Source organism: Pseudomonas sp. DTU12.3, assembly GCF_004124275.1.
GTDB lineage: Bacteria > Pseudomonadota > Gammaproteobacteria > Pseudomonadales > Pseudomonadaceae > Aquipseudomonas > Aquipseudomonas helmanticensis.
On sequence record NZ_CP027218.1, the window covers coordinates 2,846,058 to 2,867,698 of the forward strand.

21 protein-coding genes and 1 riboswitch are annotated in these 21,641 nt (G+C 60.1%); of the genes, 8 read left to right on the plus strand and 13 right to left on the minus strand.

What is annotated here, in order from left to right:
- Positions 1-74: 74 nt before the first annotated feature.
- Together C2E19_RS13100 and C2E19_RS13105 are read right to left on the minus strand one after the other, a co-directional pair.
- Positions 75-1,103 (minus strand): NAD(P)-dependent alcohol dehydrogenase, encoded by a 1,029-nt coding sequence (locus tag C2E19_RS13100; RefSeq protein ID WP_129392744.1) that lies wholly within the window; start codon positions 1,101-1,103, stop codon positions 75-77.
- Between the two features lie 56 nt (positions 1,104-1,159).
- On the minus strand, positions 1,160-1,408 hold the full coding sequence (locus C2E19_RS13105; protein WP_129392747.1) for a hypothetical protein: 249 nt from the start codon (positions 1,406-1,408) through the stop codon (positions 1,160-1,162).
- 169 nt (positions 1,409-1,577) lie between these two features.
- Between C2E19_RS13105 and C2E19_RS13110 the strand changes: the two genes are divergently transcribed.
- From C2E19_RS13110 to C2E19_RS13120, 3 genes are all read left to right on the plus strand, one after another.
- Complete coding sequence (locus tag C2E19_RS13110) at positions 1,578-2,222, plus strand: ATPase (protein ID WP_129392750.1); 645 nt, start codon at positions 1,578-1,580, stop codon at positions 2,220-2,222.
- An 86-nt stretch (positions 2,223-2,308) separates the two neighbouring features.
- The gene (locus C2E19_RS13115) at positions 2,309-2,650 is read left to right on the plus strand and encodes a hypothetical protein (protein WP_129392754.1); all 342 of its coding nucleotides are present in this window, start codon (positions 2,309-2,311) and stop codon (positions 2,648-2,650) included.
- A gap of 397 nt (positions 2,651-3,047) precedes the next feature.
- On the plus strand, positions 3,048-3,689 hold the full coding sequence (locus C2E19_RS13120) for a LysE family translocator (protein WP_129392757.1): 642 nt from the start codon (positions 3,048-3,050) through the stop codon (positions 3,687-3,689).
- Between the two features lie 15 nt (positions 3,690-3,704).
- On the opposite strand, the gene C2E19_RS13125 is transcribed toward C2E19_RS13120, so the two are convergent.
- The 8 genes from C2E19_RS13125 to C2E19_RS13160 form a co-directional block, all read right to left on the minus strand.
- The gene (locus tag C2E19_RS13125; RefSeq protein WP_129392760.1) at positions 3,705-4,898 is read right to left on the minus strand and encodes a GAF domain-containing sensor histidine kinase; all 1,194 of its coding nucleotides are present in this window, start codon (positions 4,896-4,898) and stop codon (positions 3,705-3,707) included.
- 134 nt (positions 4,899-5,032) lie between these two features.
- Positions 5,033-7,210 carry a TonB-dependent siderophore receptor gene (locus C2E19_RS13130; protein WP_129392763.1) on the minus strand — a complete coding sequence of 726 codons (2,178 nt, stop codon included), beginning with the start codon at positions 7,208-7,210 and terminating at the stop codon, positions 5,033-5,035.
- A gap of 283 nt (positions 7,211-7,493) precedes the next feature.
- Entirely contained in the window at positions 7,494-8,333 is an 840-nt protein-coding gene (gene yghU / locus C2E19_RS13135; RefSeq protein ID WP_129392766.1) for a glutathione-dependent disulfide-bond oxidoreductase, read from the minus strand.
- A gap of 72 nt (positions 8,334-8,405) precedes the next feature.
- On the minus strand, positions 8,406-8,861 hold the full coding sequence (locus C2E19_RS13140) for a hypothetical protein (protein WP_129392769.1): 456 nt from the start codon (positions 8,859-8,861) through the stop codon (positions 8,406-8,408).
- 38 nt (positions 8,862-8,899) lie between these two features.
- Positions 8,900-9,868: a LysR family transcriptional regulator gene (locus tag C2E19_RS13145; RefSeq protein WP_129392772.1), complete on the minus strand. Its 969-nt coding sequence runs from the start codon at positions 9,866-9,868 to the stop codon at positions 8,900-8,902.
- Positions 9,869-10,017: 149 nt separating this feature from the next.
- Positions 10,018-11,376: an FAD-dependent oxidoreductase gene (locus C2E19_RS13150; RefSeq protein ID WP_129392775.1), complete on the minus strand. Its 1,359-nt coding sequence runs from the start codon at positions 11,374-11,376 to the stop codon at positions 10,018-10,020.
- A gap of 33 nt (positions 11,377-11,409) precedes the next feature.
- Entirely contained in the window at positions 11,410-12,465 is a 1,056-nt protein-coding gene (locus C2E19_RS13155; RefSeq protein WP_129392779.1) for a Rieske 2Fe-2S domain-containing protein, read from the minus strand.
- Between the two features lie 343 nt (positions 12,466-12,808).
- A complete protein-coding gene (locus tag C2E19_RS13160; protein WP_129392782.1) occupies positions 12,809-13,756 on the minus strand; it encodes a LysR family transcriptional regulator in 948 nt (315 codons plus the stop codon).
- Between the two features lie 125 nt (positions 13,757-13,881).
- On the opposite strand from C2E19_RS13160, the gene C2E19_RS13165 reads away from it, so the two are divergent.
- Positions 13,882-14,157: a DUF2798 domain-containing protein gene (locus tag C2E19_RS13165; protein WP_129392785.1), complete on the plus strand. Its 276-nt coding sequence runs from the start codon at positions 13,882-13,884 to the stop codon at positions 14,155-14,157.
- Here the strand turns inward: C2E19_RS13165 and C2E19_RS13170 are convergent.
- Positions 14,154-14,678: a cupin gene (locus C2E19_RS13170; RefSeq protein ID WP_129392788.1), complete on the minus strand. Its 525-nt coding sequence runs from the start codon at positions 14,676-14,678 to the stop codon at positions 14,154-14,156. The genes C2E19_RS13165 and C2E19_RS13170 overlap by 4 nt on opposite strands.
- 216 nt (positions 14,679-14,894) lie before the next feature.
- On the opposite strand from C2E19_RS13170, the gene C2E19_RS13175 reads away from it, so the two are divergent.
- Positions 14,895-16,682, plus strand: coding sequence for a thiamine pyrophosphate-requiring protein (locus tag C2E19_RS13175; protein WP_129392791.1), 1,788 nt, complete (start codon positions 14,895-14,897; stop codon positions 16,680-16,682).
- A 116-nt stretch (positions 16,683-16,798) separates the two neighbouring features.
- Positions 16,799-17,515, plus strand: a complete 717-nt coding sequence (locus C2E19_RS13180) for a DUF72 domain-containing protein (RefSeq protein ID WP_129396116.1) — start codon at positions 16,799-16,801, stop codon at positions 17,513-17,515.
- A 1-nt stretch (position 17,516) separates the two neighbouring features.
- Here the strand turns inward: C2E19_RS13180 and mntP are convergent, their stop codons facing one another.
- Both mntP and C2E19_RS13190 read right to left on the minus strand, forming a co-directional pair.
- Positions 17,517-18,080 (minus strand): manganese efflux pump MntP, encoded by a 564-nt coding sequence (gene mntP / locus C2E19_RS13185; RefSeq protein WP_129392794.1) that lies wholly within the window; start codon positions 18,078-18,080, stop codon positions 17,517-17,519.
- Positions 18,081-18,086: 6 nt separating this feature from the next.
- A riboswitch (yybP-ykoY riboswitch) is annotated at positions 18,087-18,260 on the minus strand.
- A gap of 100 nt (positions 18,261-18,360) precedes the next feature.
- Positions 18,361-19,179, minus strand: coding sequence for an alpha/beta fold hydrolase (locus tag C2E19_RS13190; RefSeq protein WP_129392798.1), 819 nt, complete (start codon positions 19,177-19,179; stop codon positions 18,361-18,363).
- A gap of 178 nt (positions 19,180-19,357) precedes the next feature.
- Here C2E19_RS13190 and C2E19_RS13195 point away from each other — a divergent pair, with 178 nt between their 5' ends.
- Both C2E19_RS13195 and C2E19_RS13200 read left to right on the plus strand, forming a co-directional pair.
- Positions 19,358-19,807 carry a helix-turn-helix domain-containing protein gene (locus C2E19_RS13195; protein WP_129392801.1) on the plus strand — a complete coding sequence of 150 codons (450 nt, stop codon included), beginning with the start codon at positions 19,358-19,360 and terminating at the stop codon, positions 19,805-19,807.
- A gap of 121 nt (positions 19,808-19,928) precedes the next feature.
- A complete protein-coding gene (locus tag C2E19_RS13200) occupies positions 19,929-21,635 on the plus strand; it encodes a ShlB/FhaC/HecB family hemolysin secretion/activation protein (RefSeq protein WP_129392804.1) in 1,707 nt (568 codons plus the stop codon).
- Positions 21,636-21,641 lie beyond the last annotated feature (6 nt).

The window sequence follows — 21,641 nt, forward strand, 5'->3', positions numbered from 1 at the left end:
CCGGCGATTGTAAGCGTTTGCGGCTGATTTGGCAGGAGGGCGGCGCGAGCGGCTGTGGCCGTCGCGCCGAACGGTTACTGGCTGGCGTCGAGCACCACGCGGTAGCGCGCCTTGCCGCTGCGCAAATGCTCGACCGCCTCGTTGACCTGGCTCATGGGAAACATCTCGACCTGCGGCAGAATCTGATGCCGGGCGCAAAATTCCAACATGGTCGCCATGGTGGCGGGCGAGCCTACCGGCGAGGCGGACAGGGATTTCTGCTGCGGGATCAGATCGAACACATGCACCGGAATGGCGCTGGGCACGATGCCGACAAAGTGCAGTCGGCCGTTGGCACGCAGGGTGGCGAGCATGGCTGTCCAGTCGAGGTCGGCGTTGGCGCTGATCAACAGAAAGTCCAGCGTGCCGGCAATGGCTTTCAAGGCATTGCTGTCGGTCGAAGCGACGACATTGTGCGCGCCGAGGCGCTTGGCTTCGTCCTGCTTGTTCAGCGACGAGGTGAACGCCGTGACTTCACAGCCCCAGGCGTTGAGAAAACGCAGCGCCAGATGGCCGAGGCCGCCGATGCCGACCACGCCGACGCGGTCGGTGGGCTTGACGCCAAATTGCAGTAACGGGTTGAACACCGTGGAGCCAGCGCAGAACAGTGGGCCGACCATGGCCGGGTCAAGGTTGTCGGGTACCGCAATCGCCCACGCCCAGTGCGAACGCAAGCGGTCGGCGAAGCCGCCGTTGCTGCCGATGATCGTCGGTTGCGCGGTGCCACACAGTTGCTGCGAGCCGCTGATGCAGGACGAGCAGTGCATGCAGCTGCCCTTGTACCAACCGATCCCTACGCGCTGGCCCATTTTCAGGCCGCGCACCTGAGTGCCCATGCGGACGATTTTGCCGACCACCTCATGCCCTGGCACAAAGGGGTAGCGGCTGATGCCCCAGTCGTTGTCGATCAGCGACTGATCGGAATGACAGACGCCGCAATATTCCACGGCGACTTCGACGTCTTCTTCGCCCAATGTGCCGGGATCGTAGCTGTAACGCTCCAGCGGTGCGCCGGCAGCGGTCGCCGCCCAGCCATTGAAAGTTGCGGGTTCGGTGTTGCTCATGGGGACACCTCCGGTTCGACTCGCGGGGACAGTGACAGCCCGTCAAGTCTAGTCGGTCATTGCGCCGGCGCGAGCCAGGTGTCGACGACTCGCCGATCGAGCTCTTCCCAGTACGCCATGCCCAATACCCGTGTGGTGTTGAGGCCGCGCAGGTAGCCGCGCAATTGGTTGGCGGTGTCCTTGATCAGCTGCGGATCGGCGATGTTCTTGTCCAGCAGGACGCTTTCATACTGGACGAGATACTCGGCCACTCGCTCGCGAAAATCGGGCAGAACGGCGTCACGGATCAGGTCAAACGTTCTCAAAGCGGGATCCTCATTGATCTTTTTCTAGTTGTAGTGAGTGTGTATCAGTCTGCTCGGCGCGCAACTATTGCTAGAAGTAATAGTGACCATCACGAAACGCAAGTTCTGCTTTGTCGGTAATGAGCGGAAAATCGGCTCCATCGAACACGCAGCTCAAGGAATTTGCGCGATGAAGACTCTGACCCGACTGGCTCTGGTTGCCCTGTTGATGGGCGGCGCGGTTGCTACTGCACCGGCCTACGCAGGCGACGCCCGGTCCTGTCATCTTCAAGCCATCGCCGGCAGCAGCGCCACATTGCAGCACTCGCAGACCGTGGGTGTACTGCTCAGCGAGGACACCCTGGAAAACCTGCAATACCTTGAGCGTTACCACGACATGGCGTTGAACGGCGCAAAAGATGCGCTCGATACGCGGATTCGCCAGGCGTTCGTTGCCAGCTCCGATCCGGAACTGGCGATCGACTGGCTGATGAGTTCGTTGCAGCAACAGTTTCTGTCGGTGACCGTCTACGACAATCTCGATGCGCTGATTCAGGCGCATCCGGACATCGTGGTCAAGCTCGACACCTTCAATCGCCTGCTGACGCAACGCAACAGCCTGGTCGAAGCGCGGTTTACCGCACGCTTCTACGACGCTGACCTGCAATACATCGGCAAGGCCGAAGGCGCTGTCGAGAAACAACTGCCTTCGGTCTGGGTACATAACCAGGCAGCGCCGCAAGTCGCCGCGCAGATCGACAGACAGCGAGACCTGCAACTTAACGCATTGAAGCAATTCGATGTGTCGCTCAAGGCCTTGGTGGCGTCGAGCTGAACACTTAAAACATAAATGGCGACGGCGGCTCCGTGAGGCTGAACCGTTGCCGGTTGAACCGAACCTTTATTTTCAGGATTTTACTGATGCGTCCTTTATTTGTGCCTGCCATGGCTGTTGCTTCCCTGTTGCTCGCTAGTTGTGCCTCCACGCCGAACAACCCGACCCTGACCTTGCAGACCAGCAAGACCCCGGCGCAATACGCCGATTGCGTGGTGCCGAAACTGCAGGGCAGTGCGCTGAACCCGACGGTGTCGCAGACCCAGCGTAGCTACCGCATTGTGGTGCCGAGCAGGATTTCCGCGGACAACATTCTGGAAGCCTACAAGGCTGGCACCGGCGGCAAGGTGTTCCTCTACGAGCGCCATTTGCTGGCCTCGAACTACCTGCCTTCGAGTTTTGAGCGCGCCGCGCAGGACTGCATCTGATTTCACCCCGTACACGTATGTAACAGAGCTCCTTTGGTTGGCCGCAACCAACCAATTTTTTGCCCCGCGCCTTCATTCGGTCGCGGGGTTTTTTTTGCTTTGTTTCGCTGAGACTGCACACACCCATTGTGGGAGCGGGCTTGCTCGCGAAGGCAGTTTATCAATCGCTCTCTGTATGACCTGACAGACCGCTTTCGCGAGCAAGCCCGCTCCCACAGAGTTCGTTCAGGAACTCAACCACTGTCGGCATAGAAAAGTCAGTTGATTCGAAACAGTCACCGGTGTCCATCCGTCAATGGGTAAAAGCGCTATCGCAGAAGGTATAGTCGGCTCTGCGACAGATCGCCCGGCTGCTGTAACATGCCGCACCTCACCTCATTTATCGCGAGCACTGAAAATGGATTCTCACTCGATTCTGACCTTCACCCTGGTCGCCGCGATTGCGATCGCCAGTCCCGGCCCGGCGACGTTAATGGCGATCAACAACAGCCTGGCCCATGGGCAGCGCAGCACCATTTGGTCCTCGCTGGGCAATGCCAGTGGTCTGTTTTGCCTGTCGGCGGCGGCGATGCTCGGATTGGGCGCGTTGCTGGCCAGTTCGGAAGTCCTCTTCAATGCGGTGAAGGTCATCGGTGCCGGGTATCTGTTCTATCTCGGCGTCAAGCAGCTGTGCAAAAAAGGCCCGATGCTGCCGGAAGGCGCGGAGGGGGACGCGAACAAGGTGCAGCCGACGCGCAGCAAGCTGTACAAATCAGCCTTTTTCACCGCTGTGACCAATCCCAAGGCGACGATGTTTTTCACCGCGCTGTTCCCACAGTTCATCGATCAGGGCGGGGCGCTGCTGCCGCAATTCCTGATACTGACGTCGATCTTCATGGCGTTGTCGGTGTCGTCGCTGAGCGTCTATGCGGCGCTGGCTTCGCGGGCCAAAGGTGTGCTGACGCGGCCGGCGCTGTCGCGTTGGGTCAGCCGCGTCGTGGGCACGACGTTCATTGGTTTCGGTGCCGCAATCCTGACCATGCGCCGGCAGACCGCTTGATCGCCGGACTTCGGCTCAAACCCATTTGAACTGCGCCGGGAATCTCGCGACAAAGCAGGTTCCCGACTCGGCATCGGATGTCACCTGCAACGTGCCGTTGTGTGCAGCGGTGATCTGCGCGGCGATGTACAGGCCCAGCCCCAGGCCTTCACCGCGCTGACCGGCTTCGGACCGGGAAAACGGTTCGAACAGCAGCGGCATCAATGGCGCCGGAATCGGCGTGCCCTGATTGCTCAGCGAGATGACGATTTCATCGCCCTCGGCACACGCCTTGAGGATGATCGGTGCGCTGATCGAGCCGTGGGTCACCGCGTTGCCGAGCAGGTTGGACAGCAACTGGCTGATGCGCAGGGCATCGCAATAGACCCCCGCCGGTACGTTCAATTCATGAATGAAGGTCGCACGCGGGTGCGAAGCCTGGACCTCTTCCAGAGTGAGCAGCAATGTCCGTTGCAAGTCATCCACCAGTTTGCGCTGGACCGGAATCCCGCCACCCAGACGGCCACGGGCAAAGTCGAGTATGTTCTCGATCAGCACGCCCATGCGCATCGAGCTGTTGCGGATGGCCGACAACAGATTGAGCGAGCGCTTGTCTTCGGTTTTGGTTTGCAGCAGATCGGCGCTCATGCGGATCGCGCTCAGCGGTGTGCGCAGGTCATGGCCGAGCACCGCGATGAATTGCTCGCGCAGCCGCCCGAGTTCGTTGGCACTGGCCAGCTCGACCTTGGTGGCCTCCAGATGACTTTGCGTGTCGAGGCTCATGGCGATCAACTGGGCGAACAGCGTGAGGGTCTTGGCGATCGCCGGTTCGTCGAGATTCGCCGGCACCGAGTCGATGGCGCAGAGCGTGCCGAAAAAATCACCATTGGCTTTGACGATCGGGATGGAAATGTAGCTTTCCAGGCCGTAGGTCTGTGGCGTGTGATGCCGGGAAAAGATCGGGTGCGCGCTGGCGTGGCCGAAAATCACCGGTTGCTGGTGTTGGCGGATTTCGTGACAGATGGTCGATTCAAGCACCAGTTCGCCGCCGGGCTTGAGCCCGAAGTCGATCGAGTCGTCGACGGCGCAGGCCACCCAGTTTCGCTCAGTCACCCGCGCCACCGCCGCGAAGCGCATGCCGGTGAGGTGTTTGACCATGCTCAGAATCACCGGCACCGCGTCAATGCTGCTGATGGCTTCGATGTCTGGGATGAATTCCGGATTGGTCATGTGGCGGCGCTTCGCAATGAGTTTGCTCAGAGACTATCCGTTATCGCCGGCCATGACTAATGGGCTGGCCGAAAACGACGAAGGGCGCCGTGGTTTTTCCAGGCGCCCCTCGCGGTTTAATGTTCTATTGGTGTTTAGAACTTGTACTTGGCCGTCAGCATGTAGCTGCGCGGGTTGCCGTAGTTGTCGGTGGAACCCCAAGTAGTGTTGTAGCCGATCGCGGAGTAGTAGACGCGGTCGAAAATGTTGTTGGCGTTGACCTGCAGATCCAGGTGCTTGTTGACTTCATAACCAGCCATCAGGTCGGTGACCGCGTAGCTGCCCTGTTCGAGACGATAGCTGCCGACGCTGAGCGGTACATCGTTGTACATGCGGCTCTGCCAGTAGACGTTGCCGCCGACGCGGAATTTCTCCAGCGGGCCTTGCAGTCGGTACAGGGTCGAAACCTTGAACAAATGCTCGGGCGTATCGGTATCGAAGCGCTGATTATTGTTGTCCGGGTTTTCGTCCTTGATGTAGTGCGCGCGGGTGTAGGTGTAACCGGCGCCCAGTTGCCAGTTCTCGGTCAGTGCGCCTTGCAGTTCGACATCCAGGCCCTGACTGCGGACTTTGCCGGAACCCTGGTAGCAGGTCATCACCGGGCAACCGAGCTGACTTTCGGCAAGGGTCGCGCGGTTGGTCTGATCGATCTGGAACACCGACAGACTGGCATTGAGCGCGCCGTTGAAGTACTCGCCCTTGATGCCGACCTCGTAGTTTTCGCCGACGATCGGGTCGAGCTGTTTGCCGGAAATATCCTGCTGGGTTTGCGGGCTGAAAATGTCGGTGTAGCTGGCGTACAGCGAGTGATGATCGTCGAGCTTGTAGATCAGGCCCGAGTAGCGCGTCAGGTTGCGGGTGACTTTGTAGTCGCCGTCACCGGTGCGGTCATCATAGTCGTACCAGTCGAGACGGCCGCCGAGGATCAGCGTCAGCGGGTCGGCCAGGCTCAGGCGAGTGGTCAGGTACACCGCATCCTGCGTGGTCACCGTGCGGGTTTTGCTGTCACGCACGAAGTCCGGTTTTGGTGCGCCAATCGGCCAGGCCGTGGTGTAGGGGTCGTATTCCTTGGAGGTGGCATCGTAGAGGCGGTTGCTGGCGCCGAGGACCAGTTCGTGGGTGCGGCCGAAGGCTTCGAACGGGCCGCTGGCAAAGGCGTCGAGCGCGGTTTGCTTGTCGGTGTTGTGCGACTGGTAGGCGGTGGTTTCCAGCGGACCTTTGTAGCGCGACAGGTAGGTGCCGGAAAACTCGCCGTTGAGCGTCGAGGACGAGCCGGCGAGGTGCAGTTTCCAGTCGTTGTCGAAGCGGTGCTCGACTTCACCGAAGACGGTGTCGATCTGCAGCTTCTTGTTTTCCCAATCGGTACCCGGGTAGGTGGAGCGGGGCAGGTCGAGGTGGTGGCCGTCGGTGCCGAGCGGCAAGCCGCCCCAGAAATAGTTGGTCTGCTCGTTCTGACGGGAAAAGCCCAGGGTCGCCGTGGTGCTTTCGCTGAGGTCGGCTTCACCGATGGCATAGAACAGGCCGTGATCGTTCTGCTCTTTATCGCGGAAGCTGTCGGCGCCCTGATAGGAACTCACCACCCGGCCACGCAAGGTGCCGCTGTCATTCAGCGGGCTGGAGGCGTCGATCTCGCCACGGTAATCATCCCAGCTGCCGGCGGCGCCGGTGAGGGTCACTTGCTGATCGGCCGTCGGGCGTTTGCGCACCAGGTTGATGGCCGCCGAAGGGTTGCCGGCACCGGTGACGAGGCCGGTCGCACCGCGAACGATTTCGACCCGGTCGAACATCGCCAGGTTCGGCTGCACCGCCATCGAGAACGGCGAATAAGAACTCGGCAGGCCGTCGTACATGATGTTGTCGATGTCGAAGCCACGAGCGCTGTAAGTCTGTCGGCCCGGGCCGCTGGACTGACTGAGGAACAACCCCGGCGTGGCCTTCACTACATCGTTGATGCTGGTCATGTTCTGGTCGTCCATGCGCTGCCGGGTGATCACGGTCACCGCTTGTGGCGTTTCGCGCATGGTCAGCGACAGCTTGGTCGCGGTCTGCATCGGGCCGGTGGTATAGGAGTCCGTGCCTTCGGTGGTGCTGCCCATTTGCGTGGCGCCGATTTCGGTGGCGCCCAGCTCGAGAGTGGTCGGTGCATTGGCTTTTTCAGGCGCTGCCTGGGGTTTTTCCTCAGCAGCAACGTTGGTGATGCCTGCCATGCAGATGGCGATTGCCAGCAAGTTGGGCGAGAGGTTCGAACGGCGGTGAATGGTCTGAAACGACATCAATCTGCTTCCCCGGGAAATACCAAAACGAATCTGATGCACACGCATGTAAGAAGTATTCGCATTAGCATGTCAGATTGATTCGCACTAAGAAAGTCATACGAGTCAGATAGTTAACAAAATTTTCACATTTGACGGGGTGGCTCACAGGCTCGAATCAGGACGATTTGAGTGAGTGAAGCCAGAGAAATCGCGGGGTGTAGAGGGCCGGGCGTGGGGGCAAACAGTGCGCAGCGGTGTCGATGTTAGACGCCTTCATCGACACCGCCGCCGAAGGGCTGACTCAGTCCAGATCTGCAGCCTGATGGCGCTCGGCAACCTGGCTCGCTTCATCGCCCCACGTGCGGTTGACGCGCATGCCGCGAACGACCGCAGGCCGCTGCGCGATGTCTTCGGCCCAGCGCTGGACATGGGTGTATTCCTGCGCGGAGAGAAATTCTGCCGCCGAATAAACCGTGTTGCGCACCAGTTGGCCGTACCACGACCACACGGCGATATCGGCGATGGTGTAGCTGTCGCCGGCCAGATATGCACTTTCGCCGAGACGCCGATTCAGCACATCAAGCTGACGCTTGGTTTCCATGGTGAAGCGGTTGATCGGATACTCGAGCTTCTCCGGCGCGTAGGCATAGAAATGCCCGAAACCGCCACCCAGATAAGGCGCCGCGCCCATTTGCCAGAACAGCCAGTTGAGGGTTTCGGTGCGTCCCGCCAAGTCCTTGGGCAGCAAGGCGCCGAATTTTTCCGCCAGATACAGCAGGATCGAACCGGACTCGAAGACGCGGACCGGCGGTTCGACGCTGCGATCCAGCAACGCCGGAATCTTCGAGTTCGGATTGATTTCTACAAAACCGCTGGAGAACTGATCGCCCTCGTTGATGCGGATCAGCCAGGCATCGTATTCGGCATCGGGATGACCGAGCGCGAGCAACTCCTCGAGCACGATGGTGACCTTGACGCCATTCGGCGTGGCCAGCGAATAGAGCTGCAACGGGTGCTTGCCGACCGGCAGGGACTTTTCATGGGTTGGCCCGGCAGTTGGGCGGTTGATACTGGCGAACTGGCCGCCGGACGGTGCGTCGTTTTTCCAGACCTTGGGCGGAACGTAGGGCGCTTTGCTCATGTAACTGACCTCATCGTTGGCTGGCTGAGAAGAGACAGACACCCTAAGGAAAATTCGCCGCCCTTGCCAGGCTTACTTCGCAGTGCTTGCCTGGCTGATATCACCACAAAAAATATCGACGCTGCCATCGGTCGCGGCTGTGCGCACGACCACCGAATATTCGCCGGCAAGCAATGTCGATAATGCCACTGGCGCACTTCTGGAAAATGCCCAACCGCGCACGGGCTGGCGTTCAGTGCTGACTTTGTCGTTCATCGCATAGGCCACCGGCCCCGGTCGTGCGCAACTGCCTTGATTGACGAAGGCATACAGGCGCAGGGGCAGCGAGGCGCCATTCGGTGCACCGCTGATGAAGAAACTGAAGCCGGTTTGCTTGCCGCCCCAGTCAGCGAGGGTGACGTTGCCGATCTGCCCGCTGTTCTGGCGGGTGGCGGTGAGCGTCACGTTCGCGCCGGGGCTGGATGAAGTGGCGCAGCCGGACAGGCTTGCGGCAAGCATCAATACGCTGAGTGATTTTGCGGGTTTCATTGCCGAGCTCCTGTGCTGAAGAGTGTGCAACGGTTCAGTTAAGCAGATTGCCCTGAAGGCTCGCGCTCGATCACCCTCAAGGGCTCGGGCGCAATCGCCCGCGCAGCTGAAAGCACCACGCTGCGCAGCCACTTCGATGCCTGCGAGCGATGCTTGCGCGCATGCCACAGCTGGTAATAGCGCAAAGGTTGCGCCGGCACCGGAAAAGGTTCGATGCGCAGCGGCAACAGTTCGGTGTAGTGCTTGGCAAACGAACGCGTGGTGGTGAACAGCAGATTCGATTTCACCAACACATAGGGCGCGATGCAGAAGTAAGGCAGGGTCGTGGTCACGCGCCGGACCAGGCCGCTTTTCGCCAGTTCGGCGCCGATGGTGCCCTGGCCCGACGCGTTGTGGGTCATCACTGCCAGATGATCGGCCGCCATGTAGGCTTCCCGCGTCAGCGCGCCAGGCTCGATGGGATGTTCTTCGCGCAGCAGACACACCAGGTCATCGTCGCATAAGGATTGCAGGTGCAGATGTTCTGCCGGGGTTCGCCAGTTGCCGATCACCAGATCGAGAAAGCCGTCTTCAAGACCGCGCGAATAGCCGCCCTCGGCTTGCAGGTGTTTGAGTTCGAGGGTGGCGAACGGTGCTTGCGCATAGAAGCGCTCGATGATCGCCGGCACGAAAAACACGCTGAGGTAATCCGGGGTGCTGATGCGGAACGTCTGTTTAGTGGTGGCGGGATCGAACAGGTCGACCGGGTGCAGAATCTGCTCGATGCCGTGCAACGCCTGCGCGACCGGTTCGATCAAGGTCAGGCCGTGCGCGGTCAAGACCATGCGGCTGCCACTGCGCACGAGCAATTGATCGCCGGTCAGTTCGCGCAGCCGGCGCAAGGCCACGCTGATCGCCGGTTGCGACTGTCCGAGCAGCTCGGCCGTACGGGAAACACTGCATTCGGTGAGCAAGGTGTAGAGCGTGCGAATCAGTTGGGCATCGCAGTTGGGGATGGCTTGGGACACGGCGGGCTCTCTTGTTATGGGACCCGCTGCAGATCGTTCCTTCTCCCTGAGTGGGTGTTGATGAAAACTGTATCGCTATATAGATGACTATATAGCGATACGCCGAAATACGTCCACCTGCAAGCTCATTGCACGCAGTCGATAGCCGCTTAGCGCCAGTCCGGGAGGGTTTTCAGCAGTTCAGCCTTGAGTCGCGTCGCTGCACCCATCAACACGAAACCGCGCATCTGGCTGTGTTCATCGTGATAAAGCGACTTCACATTGGCGACGCCTTTGGCGCATCGTTCGGCCCACTCGGTCGACCACAGCCCGTCGCTGTCCATCGGCGAGGCGACGACGGTGGGCAGCACACTGGTTTTGATCGTTACCGGCATGGCCGGGTAAGCGACCGGGGTGGGCTGGCCCGCCAGCGTCTGCGCCAGCGCCCGGGCTTGCAGCATGATCGGCATCACGTAGGGCAGCACCAGATCGTGGACCCGTGCGCAATCGCCCAAGGCGAAAATGTTCGGCGTGCTGGTGCGCAGGCAGGCGTCAGTGATGATGCCGCCGGCCACGGCGATGCCAGCTGCGCGCGCGAGTTCGACGCGCGGTTCCAGACCGATCGCACTGAGTACGTAATCCACCTCGATCAGGCTGTCATCGGCCAATTGCAGATGAAAAATCGCACCGCTGCGATGCACCGCGACAGGCGCGTTGCCCAGTTCCAGGCGCACGCCAAGCGACGCCAGCGCATTGGCCATTTCCTCGCCGGCCTCCGCCGGCAGCAGACGACTCAACGGCCAGGTGGCACGATCGACCATGCACACGTCATGGCCGGCGTGGCGCAGATCGTTGGCGAATTCGCAGCCAATCAAGCCGCCACCGAGAATGGCGATACGGCTAGCCAAGCCGATCTGCTGACGAAAGCTTCGATAGTCCTCAAGGTCGTTGACGGTAATGATTGCCGGCGCGCCATCGCCAGCAAGGACCGGGCGTCGTGCATCGGCGCCGAGTGCCAATACCAGCGCGCTGTAGCGTTGCGACTGGCCGTCGATATGGATCAGTTGCGCCTCGGCGTCGATGTGCTCGATTGCAGTGCGCGTCTTGATCTGCGCTTGCAGTTGCGTGGCCATTTGTTCGGCGCTGAAGGTGACCAGTTGTTCCGGCAGACGCCCGGTCTGCAAGGCGTTGGACAGCGACGGTTTGGAGTAGAACTCGCCGCCGTCACGCGTGACGATAAGGATCGGCGTGTCGCTATCCAGTTTGCGCAGCTCGCGCGCCACGGTGTAGCCGGCCAGCCCTGATCCGACAATGATCACCGGGTCGGGCAGGTGTGGCGCTTGCGGGATCACCTCGGCTGAGGCCGAGAGCCGGATCATCTCGAAATCGGCTTTACCGACCCCACACTCCGGGCAGAACCAGTCATCCGGCACATCCTCCCAGCGTGTACCTGCCGCTAGACCGTCGTCCGGCAGGCCTTTGGCTTCATCGTAAATGAAGCCGCAGACCAGACATTCCCACTTGAACATAGTGCTTGCTCCTCTCGATATGCGGTGCAGGAATCAACTGGTAAAAGCGCGACCCAGACCGAGCGCACTGAGGGCGCGGCGGTAGGCCGTCGAGGAGCGATCGGCGGGGATGTGGATTTCCAGCGAAAGGTCCAGTGGCAGGTCTTCCGGGCGGCACAATTCGACGATGTCGCGATCTTCTTCAAAGACCTGCTGATTGAAGGCGTAGACGTCCTCCAACGGCATTTCCTTGTCAAAGTTGCGCGTGATCGCGCAGAACATTCGCGTCTTGCGGGCCGAGATCGGGCTGGCGGCGTTGAGGATCACCAAACGGTGTTCAGGATCAGGGAAATTAACGGTCAGGCGTGCGGTGAACGGCGCGAAAACGTCGAAGGTGCGCTGCCACAGAAAGTCTTCCGGGGCGCGATGCTGCATGCTTTTCGGAAAGTTGCTGACATTGCTGACGTATTCGGCGTGCATCCCGTAGGGCGTGACTTCGGCCTTGTAGGTCGGTACCACTGGATTGTCGCGCTCGGCAAAGGCTTCGTGGTGAATCCAGGCGAAATGCGCGACGTCGATAAAGCCTTCGACCTGACGCCCGGCGGAGGCGGCGATGTCCAGCGATGGCGGCAGAATGCATTGCGAATCAGCGGCGCTCCACGATGGCATTTGCGCGAACGGGGCGCTGGTGCCGGACATCAGAACCCAGATTAAACCGTAGTCTTCGCGGGCGCTGTACATCTGAATGCGATGACGTTCGGTGAGGTTGGCATTGGGCTCGGACGGAATCCGCGTGCAGCGGCCATCGGTGCCGAAATGCAGGCCGTGGTAAGGGCAAATGATATTTTCGCCTTGCACCCAGCCTTTGCTCAGCGGTGCGCCGCGATGGCTGCAGATGTCGCGCGCGGCATTGAGTTTGCCGCCGGCGCGGTAGAGCACGACGGGTTCATCCAGCAGGGTGACGGCAAACGGTTTGTCACCTACATCCGCCGAGAAGGCGACGGGGTGCCAGTGCTGTTTGAGGATCTCGCGATCGTGTTCGGTGAAGGTGCTGGACTTGGTGATCGGGTTCCAGGTGACGTCCTTGCAGGCTATGACGGCGGCGGACATGTTCGATTCTCCTAGGCGGCGGGATGGCGCGGCAGGGCGGCGCATCCTCGGGGATCCGCCAGGCTGCTTGGCCAGCCAGGCGGACAATGAGTGCGAGCGCCATGCTAGGTAATCAAGCCGGCCGCGCCCATGTCGGGGAGAACATGTTGCTTATGTGGAATTGGTTATAGCGAATGTTGCGGTGGGCCAACTGGCCCCTTCGCGCGAGCAGGCGAAACGCATTTTGGATTTGCCGGCCTCATCGCTAGCAAGCCATCTCCCACAGGGTTTTGGGTTGCCAAAGAATCGGCATGTGGCGCCAGACATTGTGGGAGCGAGCCTGCTCGCGATAGGGCCGCTGGGGTCACCGACAATCTGCGCTGGCCTTGGCCAATTCAGCGTTCATCGGCCACCGCGTCTGCAGATGCTCAGTCAGATAATCGACAAAGGCCCTGACCTTTGGCGTCATCGCCGCGCGTTCCTGTACGCAGACGTAAATCTCCATCGGCTCAACCACCTCGCTGTGCTGATGGTCAAACAGCGGCACCAGTCGGCCACTCTCGATAAAGGGCGCCGCCACGAACTCTGCCAGCCGTGTGATGCCTGCACCGTTGGCTGCCATTTGCGCCAGCGCGTCGATGTCATCGCTGATCGCCGTTACATTGATGTCGGCATCGTAACGCTGCCCGTCGTGGCTAAAGCTCCAGCGCAGAAAACGCCCATCCAGCGGGTAACGAAACGCCAGGCACGCGTGGTGTCGAAGATCGTCCGGTGATTGCGGCCAACCGGCGCGCTGCAGATAGGCAGGCGAGGCGCACATGATGAACGGCAGCGAAACGATCTTGCGCGCGACGATGCCGTCCTCCAGTTGCGGCTTGATCCGCAGGCTCAGGTCGATGCCGTCCTGGATGTGGCTGATCTTGCCGTTGGTGGTCGACAGTTCAACAATCAGGCGCGGATGCAGCGCAGCGAAACCAGCGATCAACGGCGCCAGCACATGCCGGCCGAACGCTGAGGTCGAGGCGATGCTCAGACGACCCTGCAGTTCGGTTTCATGACTGCTGATCAGGTTTTGTGCCGATTCCAGATCCGCTGCAATGCGCTTGACCCTGTCGTAATACACCGCGCCGTTTTCGGTCAGGGCCATGCTGCGCGTGGTGCGTTGCAGCAAGCGCACGCCGAGGTGTGCTTCGAGTCGATTGAGAGTCTGGCTCACCGCTGCCGCGCTAACCCCCAATGCTTTGGCGGCAGCGACGATCGAGCCCGATTCGACCACTTTGATAAAACTGGCAATCGCCGCTAACAGATTCATCCATGGCCTGCTGAGAGGGTTGATTCGTAAGTTGTGCTTTATAAAGTACCTGCGATTGGCCGTCTAGTTGCAGGCAAAAGCCTTTGCTAAGGTGCCTGCTCCCTGTCATTGGATGGAACCGCCCTATGAATCAAAGCACCCAGTCCGAAGCTGTCTACCTGAGGCGTCGCAAGCTTTCGCCGCGCGCCACGCCCTACGTGTTTGCGTTGTACATGGCAACGATCATGGCGTTCCTGATGTCGCTGGTGATCACCGCCGCCAACTCCGGGATTGATAACGACTACCTGAATAATGCGTTGCACGCCTACAAACTGGCGATGCCGGTGGCGTTCCTGTGCATCCTTGTCGTGCGGCCCATCGTGAGCAAACTGGTAGCGTTGACGGTGCATCCGCACCGCTAGGGTTGCTTGAGCCAATATTTCAAAAGCGCGCCTCGCGATCCTTGCAGTGGATCCTGCTCGGGAAACGCCAGATGATCGATACTCTGCTGCTGTTCCTGGCTCGGCGCCGCGCGGCAGATATCGGCGTGTTGCCCCGGCGGGTACGCACCCACCACCAGAAAGTCAGCGCTGGATTGCAGATTGCAATGACCAGTGCCGGCGGGCAGCAGCAAAGCATCGCCGGCACTCACTTGCAGCACATGTCCGTCAGGCCCGCCAAGCATCAACCGTGCATGGCCAGCGGCAACTCCCAGCACTTCATGACCCTCGGTGTGATAGTGATGAAAGTCATACACCCCATAGCGCCATTGCGGCGGCCAGTCATTGGCGCTGAAGATCTGTTCGAACAACGCAGCCGGATCGCTACCCTCAATGGCAATCGCTTGCGGATAAACCAGCACCGGCAAGCGCGGGTTGTTCGGTACCCAATCGTTGCGCTCAAACAGCAAGGTATGTACGCGAGCCGCCGTTGAATCGGACATCACCATTCCTCCATCAGTCGTTGAGCAATCGACAACGAGCCTCAGAATAATTCGTCAGGCAGCCGATAAAAGGCGCCACCGCCCGCGTCTGTCACGACCTGAATCAACTCAAATCAATCGAAACTTCGTCGTCGCCCCGACTGTCCAGACCCTTACACCTCCCGACGGATATCACCTCGGGAAGGCTTCATGCAGCGGTGAAAGGTGAGGATCGAAATGACGACGACAGTGGGAGACTTTCTGGTTGAGCGGCTCAGCCAATGGGGCGTCACGCGGATCTTTGGTTATCCGGGCGACGGCATCAATGGCGTCTTCGGCGCGCTGAGCCGGGCACACGGAAAAATCGAATTCGTTCAGGCGCGGCATGAAGAAATGGCGGCGTTCATGGCCTCGGCGCATGCCAAGTTTACCGGTGAGCTGGGCGTGTGCATCGCCACCTCCGGCCCCGGTGCTTCGCACCTGATCACCGGGCTCTACGATGCGCGGATGGATCACATGCCGGTGCTGGCAATTGTCGGCCAGCAGGCGCGCACCGCGCTCGGCAGTCACTATCAGCAAGAACTCGATCTGTTGTCGATGTTCAAGGATGTCGCTGGTGCATTCGTGCAGCAGGCGTCGGCGCCCTCGCAAGTCCGGCATCTGCTTGACCGTGCAGTGCGCACGGCCATTGGCGAGCGCCGTGTCACGGCAATTATCCTGCCCAATGACTTGCAGGATCTGCCCTATGAAGCGCCGGCCCGAGCGCACGGCACCGCGCATTCCGGGGTCGGCTATACCAAGCCGAAAGTGTTGCCTTACGACGTCGATCTGCAGCGTGCAGCGGAGGTTTTGAATGCCGGCGAGAAGGTCGCGATTCTGGTCGGTGCCGGTGCGTTGCAGGCCACCGATGAAGTAATTGCAGTGGCGGAAAAACTCGGCGCCGGGGTGGCCAAGGCGCTGCTCGGCAAAGCTGCGTTACCGGACGATCTGCCGTGGGTGACCGGCAGCATCGGCCTGCTTGGCACCGAACCCAGCTACAAGCTGATGAGCGAGTGCGACACCCTGTTGATGATTGGCTCCGGATTCCCATACTCGGAATTTCTGCCCAAGGAAGGCCAGGCACGCGGCGTGCAAATCGACTTGCAGCCGGACATGCTCAGCTTGCGCTATCCGATGGAGGTCAATCTGGTCGGCGATGCCGCTGAAACCCTCGCCGCGCTTCTGCCGCTGCTGGAACAAAAGACCTCAAGCAAATGGCGCAAGAAAATCGAAGGCTGGCGCGGCAGTTGGGAGAAAACCCTGGAAAAACGCGCGATGGCCAAAGCCAGTCCGATCAACCCGCAGCGGGTGGTGTACGAACTGTCTCCGCGCCTGCCCGATCAAGCGATCATCACCAGTGACTCCGGCTCCTGCGCCAACTGGTATGCCCGGGACCTGAAGATCCGGCGGGGCATGCAATGTTCGTTGTCCGGTGGCCTGGCGTCGATGGGCGCTGCGGTGCCCTATGCGATTGCCGCCAAGTTTGCTCATCCCGAGCGCGCGGTGATTGCCCTGGTGGGGGACGGCGCGATGCAGATGAACAACATGGCCGAGCTGATCACGGTCGCTAAATACTGGCGCCAGTGGGCGAGTCCGAAGTGGATCTGCGCGGTGTTCAACAACGAGGATCTCAATCAGGTGACCTGGGAACAGCGGGTGATGGAGGGCGATCCGAAGTTCGAAGCGTCGCAGAGCATTCCCGATGTGCCGTATCACCTGTTCGCGATTTCGATTGGCCTGAAAGGCATCTTTGTCGATCGCGAAGAAGATGTCGCCGCCGCCTGGGAGCAGGCGCTGGCGTCTGATGTACCGGTGCTGATCGAGTTCAAGACCGACCCGAACGTGCCGCCGCTACCGCCGCATATCAAGCTTGAGCAGGCGAAGAAGTTCGCCACGACCTTGCTCAAGGGCGACCCGGACGAGGCGGGCGTGATCCTGCAAACCGCCAAGCAAGTGCTCAGTTCGGTCCTGCCCGGAAAAAAATAACCGGCTAAATCCCCTGTAGGAGCTGCCGCAGGCTGCGATCTTTTGATCTTTGTTTTTAAGATCAAGATCAAGAGATCGCAGCCTGCGGCAGCTCCTACAGGGGGAGTGGAGGTGTGATGATTTTTGTGGGTTGTGCGGGGTGGAGTCTTGGGCGCGAGCATTGGCCGGAATTTCCCGCTGAGGGTACGCACTTGCAGCGCTATGCCGCACGCCTCAATAGCGTCGAAATCAACAGTTCGTTCTACCGTGCGCATCGTCGTCAGACCTACGAGCGTTGGGCGGATTCCGTGCCGGACGGGTTTGCCTTTGCAGTGAAGATACCCAAGCTCATCAGCCATGAACTGCGCCTGGCAGGTTGCGCAGCAGCACTCGATGAGTTCCTCGAACAATGCGGCGGATTGGGCGATCGATTGGGTTGTTTGTTGCTGCAATTACCGCCGTCGCTGGCGTTTGATGCGGCGGTTGCCGAGGCATTTTTTACCGTGCTGCGAGAGCGTTTCGCCGGCGCCGTAGTGCTGGAACCCCGACACGAGTCGTGGGGCGAGGCGGAACCAATGTTGCTCGATTTCCGGATTGCCCAGGCAGCGGTCGACCCCTCGCGCATCAGCAGTGACACCGCGCCGAGAGGTTGGGCCGGCGTCAAATATTGGCGCTTGCACGGCTCACCGCGCATTTACCACAGCGCCTACGATTCAGCCTTTGTGCAAAGACTCGAACAAGCACTGCAGATCGCGGCGGCCGAGGGCGCCCCGACCTGGTGCATCTTCGACAACACCGCCAGTGGCGCCGCGACAGGCAACGCGTTGACGCTGGCGACACTGACATCCCCTTGAATCAGGCTGAAAGGTGCTCATACAGAATCGTCGCACCGACGATCATCAGCACCACGCCACCGACGATTTCCGCACGCTTGCCAACCACCGCGCCCAGCACGCGACCCAGCATCACGCCAATCGTGACCATGGTCATCGTCGCCAGACCGATCGCGGCCGCAGCCACCCAGATATTCACGTCGACAAACGCCAGGCCAACGCCCACGGCGAGCGCATCAATGCTGGTCGCAAAAGCGGTGACTGCGAGGATCATGAAGGAGTGCTGGCCAGGTTTTTGTTCTTCTTCGTCTTCGTGCTTCAGACCGTTGTAGATCATGTGCAGGCCGAGAATCACCAGCAGGGTGAAGGCGATCCAGTGATCCCATTCGGCAACCCAGCGGGTCGCAGCCTGACCGATCAGCCAGCCGATGATGGGGGTGATGGCTTCGATCACGCCGAAGATCAGGCCGGTGCGCAGTGCTTCGGTGAGACGCGGTTTGTGCAGGCTGGAGCCTTTGCCGATGGCGGCGGCGAACGCATCCGTGGACATGGCCAGAGCGAGAAAGATCAGGGAAACGGGATTCACGGGGGCACACTTCCAGTCGGGCTATGAGTCAACGACACAACCACACGCCCGACTTTAGGCATGGATGTGTCGTCGGTCTCACCAACCAAAAAGGTGTTCGTACCACGGCAGGTTGCCGAGAATGTTGATACGAACGCTTCCGAGGGACTCGGAAACAGGCTACTCCCCAACGAGGGGGCGGATGTTATCAGGTAAACATGAAAAATTCGTCAAGGCAGCGAATCGGAAATTTGTCGTAACAAGTCAGGCTCGCTGCCATTGTCCAAATTTTTGCTGAGTGTTAACGCTGCAGAAACGCCAGCAGGTCTTCATTCAATGCCTGTGCATGCGTCACGGCAAACCCGTGCGGCGCGCCGGCGTAGACCTTCAGCTCGGCGTCCTTGATCGAAGCAGCGGCCAGTTTGCCGGTGGTTTCGAACGGCACGATCTGATCGCCGTCGCCATGGATCACCAGCGTCGGTACCTCGATCTTGGCCATGTCGGCGCGGAAGTCGGTTTCCGAGAATGCCGTCACGCAGTCAACGGTGCCTTTGAGCGAAGCCAGCAGCGCGACGTTCAGGGTTTGCGTAAGGACGCCGTCGGAGACTTTCTGGCCCTGATTGGTGCCATAGAAAGGTGCGGCGAAATCAGCGATGAACTGCGCACGATCCTGCAACAGGCCGGCCTTGATGCCGTCGAACACCGACGTGTCGACGCCTTGTGGGAAGTCGGCTTTCTTGCCGAACAATGGCGTGACCGAACCCAGCAATACCAGCCCGGCGACACGCTCGCTGCCGTGGCGGGCGATGTAGCGGCTGACGTCGCCGCCACCCATGGAAAACCCGACCAGGGTGACGTCGCGCAGATCCAGATGGTTGATCAGTTGTGCGATGTCATCGGCAAACGTGTCGTAGTCGTAGCCGGTCCACGGTTGATCGGAACGACCGAAACCCCGGCGGTCGAACGCGATGGTGCGGTAGCCGCGACTGCTCAGGTATTCCATCTGGTACTCCCACATGTCGGCATCCAGCGGCCAGCCGTGGCTGAACAGCACGGGCTTGCCGCTGCCCCAATCCTTGAAATAGATCTCGGTGCCGTCTTGGGTGGTGAATGTGCTCATGCAAACTCCTTGCGTCGGGGGATGATATAGGGACGTATCGATGCCGAATTGGCCACGATCACTATCCGCGCAAAGTCCGTTTGCCACTTGTACGCAGGTGCTGGGTTACAGCGCTCAGGGTTGTATGATGCAACCCTGAGCCGCAAGGCTGCCCAACGAGCTGATGGAGTACGTTTACGTGAAGCGCAAAAGCCTGCAAGGCAACGCCTGCCCGGTCGCCCGGACACTCGATCTGATCGGTGACTGGTGGTCGCTGTTGATCATTCGCGATGCACTGGAAGGCATTCGCCGCTTCAGCGATTTTCAGAAGAGCCTCGACATCGCGAAAAACATCCTCAGCGCTCGGCTCAAGGCGCTGGTCGAGCAAGGGATTCTGCAAACGGTGCCGGCCGCTGATGGCGGCGCCTACAAGGAATACGCGCTGACTGAGCGCGGCAAGGCCTTGCAGACGGTAATCGTTGCGTTGTCGCAGTGGGGCGGGGAATTCATGTACGCGTCGGGTGAGTCGGGCTCGGTGATGGTCGATGCGCAGAATCGCCAGCCGATTCGCAAGCTGGAACTGCTGGCCGAGGATGGGCGAAAGTTGCGGGGGGATGAGGTTGCTACGCGCCTTGGTGTGGCGCACTGAGGTGCTTTGCGCGCTGGGTAAATCTCGATAGACGGTAGAAACATAAGTTTGACGTCAAAATGATGGCCATCTAATATCGCGCCACTAATTTGATATCACTTTCCGTCTCGAGGGATCGAACATGTCCTCACCCGCCCTCGTGGCGAGGTTGTGCTTGGCTTTGCTGTGCCTTTCTCCGCTCCAAACCGTAGTTGCTGCACCCACCCCCGGTGACACCGATCTGATCCGCGAACGCCAGAATCGCCTGCTCGAAGAGCAGCAGCGGCGTCTCGATGAACTCAAGGAATTGCCTGGCAAGGACGCCCGGCCCGTACAACCGGCAGCGCCCACCGATACTCGCTGTTTCCTGATCAAAGACATCGAGCTCAAAGGCGCCGACAGCCTTTCCGAGCGCGAGAAAACGCATCTGCTTCAAGCCTACATCGGTACATGCGTGGGGGTGCCGCAGCTCAACCAACTGCTGAAAGCCATCACCGATCACTACATCGAAAAAGGCCTGGTCACCAGTCGCGCGTATCTGCCGCAACAGGATCTGTCCGCCGGGCACCTGAAAGTGCTGGTGGTCGAAGGCAAACTCGAAGGCATAAAGGGCGCCGACAACAGCAAGCTTTCCGATCGCGAATTGGCCATGGCTTTCCCCGGCAAGGCAGGTGACCTGATCAACCTGCGCGAGATCGAGCAGATGGTCGATCAGCTCAATCGACTGCCGTCGAATCAGACCAAGATGGAATTGTCGCCCGGCAAAAACGTTGGCGGCAGCGAGGTGCTGGTCACCAACACGCCGGAAAAACCCTGGCGTGCTGGTTTGTCGCGCAACAACGACGGCCAGCGCAGCACCGGTGAGCAGCAGTGGGGCACCTCGTTCGATTGGGACAGCCCGCTCGGCCTCGCCGATCAGTTGAATCTGCGTGGCGGTCACGATGCGATGACTGATCATCAGCACACCTCCAACAACGCCATGCTCAATTACAGTCTGCCGTGGGGCTGGTGGAACTTCAGCTACACCTACAGCCAGAGCGAATACCGCTCGCTGATTGCCGCCAACGGATTCAATTTCAAGCAGACCGGCGACAGCGAAAACCATCAGTTGCGTGCCGAGCGGGTGATCCACCGCGACGCCGTCAGCAAGACCTCGCTCAGTACCGGTCTGTCGTACCTGCGCACCAACAGCTTCATTGAAGACAGCAAGCTGAAACTGAGCAGCAACCGCATCAGCGAAGCGCAGTTTGGTCTCAACCATGGCCGTCGAATCGGCAGTGCTTTCGTCAACGTTGATCTCGGCATGCAGCAAGGTATCGGCGCGTTCGACGCGCAGGGCAGTCACGATCCGGGCCCAGGCGAACCGGACGCGCGCTACCGCAAATACACCGCAACCCTGAGCTACTTGCAGCCGTTCAAGGTATGGGGCGAGTCCTTCAGCTTCAGCAGCCTGATGACCGGTCAGCGCAGTGAAGACGTGCTGTTCAGCCCGCAGCGCAGCAGCCTCGGTGGTTCTTCGTCGATTCGGGGCTACAAGGATCAGTCGTTGTCCGGTGACAGCGGTGGTTACTGGCGCAACGATTTGCGCTGGAGCCGCCCGGTCACAGCGCAGTGGCTGCGCCCGGTATTCGCGGAGTACGGCACCAGCCTCGGCTACGACCAGGGCGTGATTCGCGGTGATCGCTACAACGGTGACCAGCATGGGCGCATGTCGAGTAATTCCGTGGAGTTGTTCGCCCGGGGTCAGCACGTCGCCGCCAGCGTGACGTTTGCCCATTCGCTGGAACGACCGGACGCGCTCACCGAGCGCGAAGCGCCGATCTATTTCCGCCTGGATTTCTTCATTTAATTTTTG